This window comes from Marilutibacter maris (assembly GCF_006546735.2).
Classification (GTDB): domain Bacteria; phylum Pseudomonadota; class Gammaproteobacteria; order Xanthomonadales; family Xanthomonadaceae; genus Marilutibacter; species Marilutibacter maris.
Genome location: NZ_VICD02000075.1, coordinates 50,139 through 58,018 on the forward strand (window position 1 = coordinate 50,139; position 7,880 = coordinate 58,018).

At 69.0% G+C, this 7,880-nt stretch carries 4 protein-coding genes; 3 read left to right on the forward strand and 1 reads right to left on the reverse strand.

Annotated elements, in window-relative coordinates:
- The first annotated feature begins 104 nt into the window (after positions 1-104).
- The 3 genes from FKV24_RS05560 (at position 105) to FKV24_RS05570 (ending at position 6,963) form a co-directional block, all read left to right on the forward strand.
- Entirely contained in the window at positions 105-5,123 is a 5,019-nt protein-coding gene (locus tag FKV24_RS05560; protein ID WP_141481665.1) for an NAD-glutamate dehydrogenase, read from the forward strand.
- Between the two features lie 95 nt (positions 5,124-5,218).
- Positions 5,219-5,989: an NAD kinase gene (locus tag FKV24_RS05565; protein ID WP_141481666.1), complete on the forward strand. Its 771-nt coding sequence runs from the start codon at positions 5,219-5,221 to the stop codon at positions 5,987-5,989.
- A 65-nt stretch (positions 5,990-6,054) separates the two neighbouring features.
- Positions 6,055-6,963: a 5'-nucleotidase gene (locus FKV24_RS05570; protein ID WP_111266280.1), complete on the forward strand. Its 909-nt coding sequence runs from the start codon at positions 6,055-6,057 to the stop codon at positions 6,961-6,963.
- 321 nt (positions 6,964-7,284) lie between these two features.
- Here the strand turns inward: FKV24_RS05570 and FKV24_RS05575 are convergent.
- Positions 7,285-7,880 (reverse strand): DUF2939 domain-containing protein (locus tag FKV24_RS05575; RefSeq protein ID WP_211371789.1); only part of this gene is annotated, 596 nt, incomplete at its 5' end.

The window sequence follows — 7,880 nt, forward strand, 5'->3', positions numbered from 1 at the left end:
AGCCCACACCTGCGCGGTTTCTCCCACATGACCCCCGAGCGGCCCGCGCGAAAGCGTGGGCCTCACTGCATTGGAATCCCGGATTCCATGAGCCCTGAGCACCCATGAGCACTTCCAAGACTCCTGCCAAGAAGAAGGCCGTCAAGACCGCCAAGACTGCCAAGACTGCCAAGACCGTCAAGCGCGCGAACCCGACCGCCGTCCAAGCCGATTCGGGTAACGGTGCGGTCTCCCTCGCTCCGATCGTGGCCGCGATGCGCAAGAAGCTGCCCAAGGCGCGCCAGGCCGAGGCCTTCGTCAAGGCCTTCTATGTCCGCATGGGCGACGACGAGCTGCCCCAGCACAGCGCCGCGGGCTGGGCGGCACTGGCCGCCGACTTCCTCGATTTCGCGCGCGTGCGCAAGTCCGGCAAGGCGCTGGTGAGGCTGTTCAACACCACCGTGAAATCGCATGGCTGGGAGTCGCCGCACACGGTCCTGCAGATCGTCAACGACGACATGCCGTTCCTGGTCGACTCGATCACGATGCGGCTGGCGGAGATGGGCATCGGCGTGCACGTGCTCGGCCACCCGGTGGTCTGCTTCGAGCGCGACCGCTCCGGCCGGGTGACCGCGATCGGCTCCGGCAATTCCGAGTCGCTGATGCACCTGGAGATCGACCGCCAGGCCAGCGACACCATGGCCGACATCGAGCAGGCCATGCAGGCGGTGCTGGCGGACGTGCGCGCGATCGTGGTCGACTGGCAGGCGATGCGCGACAGGATGGTCGAGATCGCCGATGAGCTGCCGGACCGGCAGTCGCCGGTCAACGAGGCCGGCCGGCGCGAGGCCCGGGAGTTCCTGCGCTGGGCGGCGGACAACCACTTCACCCTGCTGGGATACCGCGAGTACGAGGTGACCCGCCAGAAGGGCGTCGAGGTGCTGAGCGCGGTCAAGGACAGCGGCCTGGGCCTGTTGCGCGCGGGCGATGTCGGCAAGCCGCGCCTGCTGACATCGCTGGCGGCCCACTTCATGCCGCAGTCCGGCGCGGTCGACGCGCTGATCCTGACCAAGACCAATGCCCGCGCCACCGTGCACCGGCCCGGTTACATGGACTATGTCGGCATCCTCGACTTCGATGCCGCCGGCAAGCCGGTCCGCGAGCAGCGCTTCCTCGGCCTGTACACCTCCAGCGCCTATACCTCGCGCCCGTGGAACATCCCGCTGGTGCGCGAGCGCCACGAGTACGTGATGGAGCGCTCCGGGCTGGCGCCCAACAGCCACAATGGCAAGGCGCTGCGCCACATCCTGGAGACGATGCCGCGCGACGAGCTGTTCCAGGCCAGCGGCGACGAGCTGTTGCGCACCGCGATGGCGATCCTCGGCCTGCAGGAGCGGGTACGCAGCAAGCTGTTCCTGCGCCGCGACCGCTATGGCCGTTATTTCTCGGGCCTGGCCTATATCCCGCGCGACCGCTTCAACACCGAGGTCCGTCACCGCATCGAGGCGATGCTCAAGCGGGTCCTGTGCGGCGAACACATCGACACCAACGTGCAGCTCAGCGAGTCGCCGCTGGCGCAGCTGCACCTGATCGTGCGGCCGAAGTCCGGTGAGGCGATCGAGATCGATCATGCCGCGATCGAGGCCGAGCTGGCCGAGATCGTCCGCAACTGGCAGGACGACCTGCGCGACGCGCTGATCCGCCGCCATGGCGAGCAGGAAGGCCTGCACATCAGCCAGCGTTTCGGCCGTGCGCTGCCGGCCGGCTACATCCAGCACTCCGGCGCCGAGGCCGCCGCCGGCGACGTCGATCACCTGGCCGCGCTGACCGGCCCGGACGACCTGGGCCTGAGCCTGTGCCGCCAGCACGAGGGCGTCGGCGGCCTGCGCTTCAAGTTCTACCGCCAGCTCGACGACATTCCGCTGTCGGACGCGCTGCCGATGATGGAGAACATGGGGCTGCGGGTGATCGCCGAGCATCCGTTCCGGATCCTGGTCGACGACGTTCCGCTGTACATCCAGGACTTCGAGGTCGAGTCCGCCGGCGGCGACATCGACATCGAGCAACTGGGCGCCAACTTCGAGGACGCCTTCGCCCACATCTGGCGCGGCGATGCCGAGAACGACGGCTTCAACCGCCTGATTCTCGGCGCCGGCCTGTCGTGGCGCCAGGTCGCGATGCTGCGCGCCTACTGCAAGTACCTGTTGCAGGTCGGGGTGCCGTTCTCGCAGGCCTATGTCGAGCAGACCTTCGCCCGCTATCCGTTGCTGGCGCGGCTGATGGTCGAGCTGTTCGAGGCCCGCTTCCATCCGTCCACCGGCGGCGAGAGCAAGGCCGAGATCAAGGCCGGAATGGCGGCGTTCCGCGCCGAGCTGGAACGGTTGGCCGGCGGCGACGCGTCCGCGCTGGCGGCGCTGGCGCCGGTCATCGAGGCCCGCGCCGGCAAGCGCGAGGCGCAGACCGAGGCGACCCGCAAGGCGCTGAAGGTCCTGCTCGACCGCGTCTCCAGCCTCGACGAGGACCGCATCCTGCGCAGCTACATGGGCGTGATCGAAGCGACCCTGCGCACCAGCTACTACCAGAACGGCGGGGCCGACGACGGTGCCGACAAGGGCTACGTCAGCTACAAGTTCGACTCGGCCAAGGTGCCGGACCTGCCCAAGCCGCGCCCCTACCGCGAGATCTTCGTCTACGGTCCGCGCGTGGAGGGCATCCACCTGCGTTTCGGTCCGGTCGCCCGCGGCGGCCTGCGCTGGTCGGACCGCCGCGAGGACTTCCGCACCGAGGTGCTGGGCCTGGTCAAGGCGCAGATGGTGAAGAACACGGTGATCGTGCCGGTCGGCTCCAAGGGCGGCTTCATCAGCAAGCGTCCGCCGGCCGATGGCGACCGCGACGCGGTGTGGGCCGAGGGCGTGGCCTGCTACAAGATGTTCATCAACGGCCTGCTCGACATCACCGACAACCTGGTCGACGGCAAGGTGGTGCCGCCGCGCGACGTGGTCCGCCACGACCAGGACGATCCCTACCTGGTGGTCGCCGCCGACAAGGGCACCGCGACCTTCTCCGACATCGCCAACGGCATCGCCCGCGAGCACGGCTACTGGCTCGACGACGCGTTCGCCTCCGGCGGCTCGGTCGGTTACGACCACAAGGGCATGGGCATCACCGCCAAGGGCGCCTGGGAGTCGGTCAAGCGCCACTTCCGCGCGCTCGGCCGCGACAGCCAGAAGCAGGACTTCACCGCGGTCGGCATCGGCGACATGTCCGGCGACGTGTTCGGCAATGGCATGCTGCTGTCCAGGCACATCCGCCTGATCGCCGCGTTCGATCACCGCCACATCTTCATCGATCCTGAGCCGGAGGCGGCGCGTTCCTACAAGGAGCGCCAGCGCCTGTTCAAGCTGCCGCGCTCCAGTTGGCAGGACTACGACACCGCGCTGATCAGCAAGGGCGGCGGCGTGTTCCCGCGCAGCGCCAAGTCGATCCCGCTGTCGAAGCAGGCGCGCGAGGCGCTGGGCATCGACGAGGGCATCGAGGCGATGAGCCCGAACGAGCTGATGAGCGCGATCCTGTGCGCGCCGGTCGACCTGCTGTGGAACGGCGGCATCGGCACCTACGTCAAGGCCGCCAGCGAGACCCACGCCGACGTCGGCGACCGCGCCAACAACGCGCTGCGGGTCAATGGCCGCGATCTGCGCTGCAAGGTGGTGGGCGAGGGCGGCAACCTCGGCCTGACCCAGCTCGGCCGCATCGAGGCCGCGCATCATGGCGTGCTGCTCAACACCGACTTCATCGACAACTCCGCCGGTGTCGACACCTCCGACCACGAGGTCAACATCAAGATCCTGCTCAACGGCGACGTCCAGGCGAAGAAGCTGACGGTGCCGGCGCGCAACAAGCTGCTGGCGGCGATGACCGACGAGGTCGAGGCGCTGGTGCTGACCGACAACTACCGCCAGAACCAGGCGATCAGCCTGATGGAGCGGATGAGCGTGCCGCGGTTGGGCTCCAAGCAGCACTTCATCCGCACCCTGGAACAGCAGGGCCTGCTCGACCGCCAGATCGAGTTCCTGCCCAGCGACGCCGAGCTCGCCGAGCGCAAGGCGCGCGGCCAGGGCCTGACCCGTCCGGAACTGTCGGTGCTGCTGTCCTACGCCAAGCTGGTGATCTACCAGCAGTTGCTGGAGTCGGACATTCCCGAGGACCCGTACCTGTCCAAGGAACTGGTGCGCTACTTCCCGCAGCCGTTGCAGAAGAAGTACGCCGGGTCGATGGAGCACCACCGGCTCAAGCGCGAGATCATCGCCACCGCGGTCACCAACTCGATGGTCAACCGCATGGGCGCGACGTTTACCCTGCGCATGACCGAGGACACCGGCCGCAGCGCCGCCGAGGTCGCCAAGGCCTACACGATCAGCCGCGAGGCGATCGATGCGCGGGCGCTGTGGGCGCAGATCGACGCGCTCGACGGCAAGGTGCCGGAGTCGGTGCAGATCGACGCGCTGAAGGTGATCTGGCACCTGTTGCGGACCATGTCGCGCTGGCTGCTGTCGCGCCCGGGGGCGATTCCGGAGATCACCGACGCGATGGCCCGCTACGGCGCCGGTCTCAAGGCGGTGCAGGCCGCGCTGCCGACCGCGATGTCGGAGGTGCGTCGCGAGGGCTTCGAGGCGCGCAAGACCGAGTGGAAGGACAAGGGCTTCCCGGCCCCGCTGGCCGAGCAGCTGGCCGCGTTGCCGTTGCTGGAATTCGGCTGCGACATCGTCGAGGTGGCCAACGCCCGCCGGCTGCCGCCGGCCGAGGTCGCCTGCGCCTACTTCGCGCTCGGCGCGGCCCTGCACATGCCGTGGCTGTACGAGCAGATCGATGCGCTGGAGGTCGACGGTCGCTGGCAGGCGCTCGCGCGCGGCGCATTGCGCGACGAGCTGGGCGTGCAGCAGCGTGCCCTGGTCGGGCAGATCCTGTCCAGCGGCGGCAGGCAGTCGGCCAGCGCCAAGGTCGAGGCGTGGTTGAACCGCGACGACCCGTCGCTGCGCTTCACCCAGGCGATGCTGTCGGAACTGCTGAACCAGAAGGCGGTCGACTACCCGACCGTGTCGGTGGCGGTGCGCCGGCTGGCCCAGGTCGCCGGCACCAGCGTCTGAGTGCCGGCGGCGCGATCCATCGTCGCAACCGCGGGGCCCGGAGGCGGACGTAGCGCCTCCGGGGTATCCTCGGCCGAAGCCACCAGGAGTCGCCGATGACCGTATCGCCCCGGATCGCCTTCTTCGCCAGCCCCGCCGAGGGGGCCGGACAGGCCTTCGAGGAACTGGTCGCCCGGCACGGCCAGCACGACCCTGCCGAGGCCGACGTGCTGGTCGCGCTCGGCGGCGACGGCTTCATGCTGCAGACCCTGCACCGTTACGGCGGGCAGGGCAAACCGGTCTACGGAATGAAGCTGGGCAGCGTCGGCTTCCTGATGAACCATCACCATCCCGACGGTCTGCTCGAACGCCTGCACGCGGCCGAGCCGGCGGTGCTGAGGCCGCTGGAGATGGTCGCGGTCACCGAGTCCGGTGCGACCGTCGGATCGCTGGCCTACAACGAGGTCTCGCTGCTGCGGCAGACCCGCCAGGCCGCGCATCTGTCGATCGAACTCAATGGACAGGTCCGTCTCGACGAGTTGATCAGCGACGGCGTGCTGGTCGCCACCGCGGCCGGCAGCACCGCCTACAACTTCTCCGCGCACGGCCCGATCCTGCCGCTGGGGACCAATGTGATCGCGCTGACTCCGATCGCCGCGTTCCGGCCACGACGTTGGCGCGGCGCGGTGCTGAAGGCCGATACCGAGGTCAGGTTCCGGGTGTTGGACCCGTACAAGCGGCCGGTCAGCGCGACCGCCGATTCCCACGAGGTCCGCGATGTGGTCGAGGTGACCATCCGCGAGTCGCGCGATCGCACGGTCACCCTGTTGTTCGACCCCGAGCACAATCTCGAGGAGCGGATCCTGGCCGAGCAGTTCTCCAGCTGAGCGCGCCGCCGTTTGCGGCGGCGAAAGTCTCAGCGGATGACACCGGAGCAGGGCACAATGGCGGCATGCCAGACCGTGATGCCGACCCCCTGATCGTCGCGATATCCTCGCGCACCCTGTTCGACCTGGAGGACAGCCATGCGCTGTTCGAGGCCCAGGGCATCGATGCCTACGCCGACTACCAGCGCGACCACGAGGACGACATCCTGCCGCCGGGCGTCGCCTTCCCGCTGGTGCGCAAGCTGCTCGGGCTCAACGATGGCGCGCCGCCGGAGGCGCCACGGGTCGAGGTGATCCTGATTTCGCGCAATTCGGCCGATACCGGGCTGCGCATCTTCAACTCGATCGCCCATCACGGGCTGTCGATCAAGCGTGCCGCGTTCAGCAACGGCTCGCCGCCGTTCCCGTACATCCGCCCGTTCGGCGCCGACCTGTTCCTGTCGACCCATGCCGAGGACGTGCGCAGCGCACTGCAGGCGGGGGTCGCCGCGGCGACCCTGCTGCCGGCGCGGGCGGCGCAGCAACGGCACGACCAGTTGCGGATCGCCTTCGACGGCGACGCGGTGATCTTCGACGACGAGGGCGAACGGGTATCGCGCGAGGGCGGCCTCGACGCCTTCGCCGCGCACGAGCGGGCCCGCGCCGGCGAGCCGCTGTCGGGCGGGCCGTTCCGCGGATTTCTCGATGCCCTGCACCGGCTGCAGGCGGCGTTCCCGGTCGGCCAGGACGCGCCGATCCGTACCGCGCTGGTCACCGCTCGCTCGATCCCGGCGCACGAGCGGGTGATCCGCACCCTGCGCGACTGGGGCATCCGCCTGGACGAGGCGCTGTTCCTGGGCGGTCGCGCGAAGGGCCCGTTCCTGGACGCCTTCGGCGCGGATATCTTCTTCGACGACTCGGTCCACAACATCGAGTCGGCGCGCGGCCTGGTCGCCGCCGGCCACGTACCGCACGGCATCGCCAACCGCGACTGACGGCGGCCGTCGCCGTTCAGTCAGGGATCGCGGCTTACGCCGCGATCCCCGGGCTGCGCCCGGGAATCCCCAAAGTTTGCTTCGCAAACCTTGGGCCCCGCCGTTGCGCTGCCATACCCCCATTCGCACCTGCGGTGCGAATCGCCCCCTGACTCAGGGGGCTGGGCCGTCCATACCTATCTCGTAGGAGCGGCGTAAGCCGCGATGGGGCTTTCATGGGAAGGCCTGGTCGCAGCTCACGCGGCTCCTACAGAAGCGATGGCCTTCTCCCGTACGCGCGGCGTGAGCCGCGGTATCTGGATGCAGCCGGATACCGTTCCTTCAGCCCTGGTCCTGTTCGCCGAGGTTGATCTCGGCGACCTTCCAGCTCAGGCCCTGTCGGCGCAGCACGACCTCGACCGGCATCTGTCCGGGGTTGTCCAGGCCGACACTGAAGCGGTCGTGCGACTGCAGGCGGTAGTGCGCGTGCTCGAACGGGTCCGGCGCCGGCTCGGTGCTGACCGGCTTGTCCAGCTCCAGGCCGGAGGCGGTGCCCTGGCGCCAGGCGACCCGCCCGCGCATCAGCACGCCGACGCCATCGGGGGTGGCGACGTAGTCGATCAGGCTGCCGCTGAGGTGCCCGGCGACCGCCATCGCGACCGAGCCGAGCAGGCTGTCGCCGATCACCGGGCCGGCCTGGCGGGCGATGAAATCCTCGCTCTGTGCGCGCAGATTGTCCTGCAACGCGGGAAAGTCGACATGGCGGGCGAGAGCGGCGGCGTCGTCCTCGCGCAGCGCGGTCCGGATGCCGTTGACCGCGTACAGCGGCGAGGCCAGATACAGGCCGGCCAGTACCGCGGCGAGCAGGATGAGCGACAGCAGGAATTTCTTCATCGGATCCAGGCGGACAAGGTGGGACGGTCGCGACGCAGGACCGC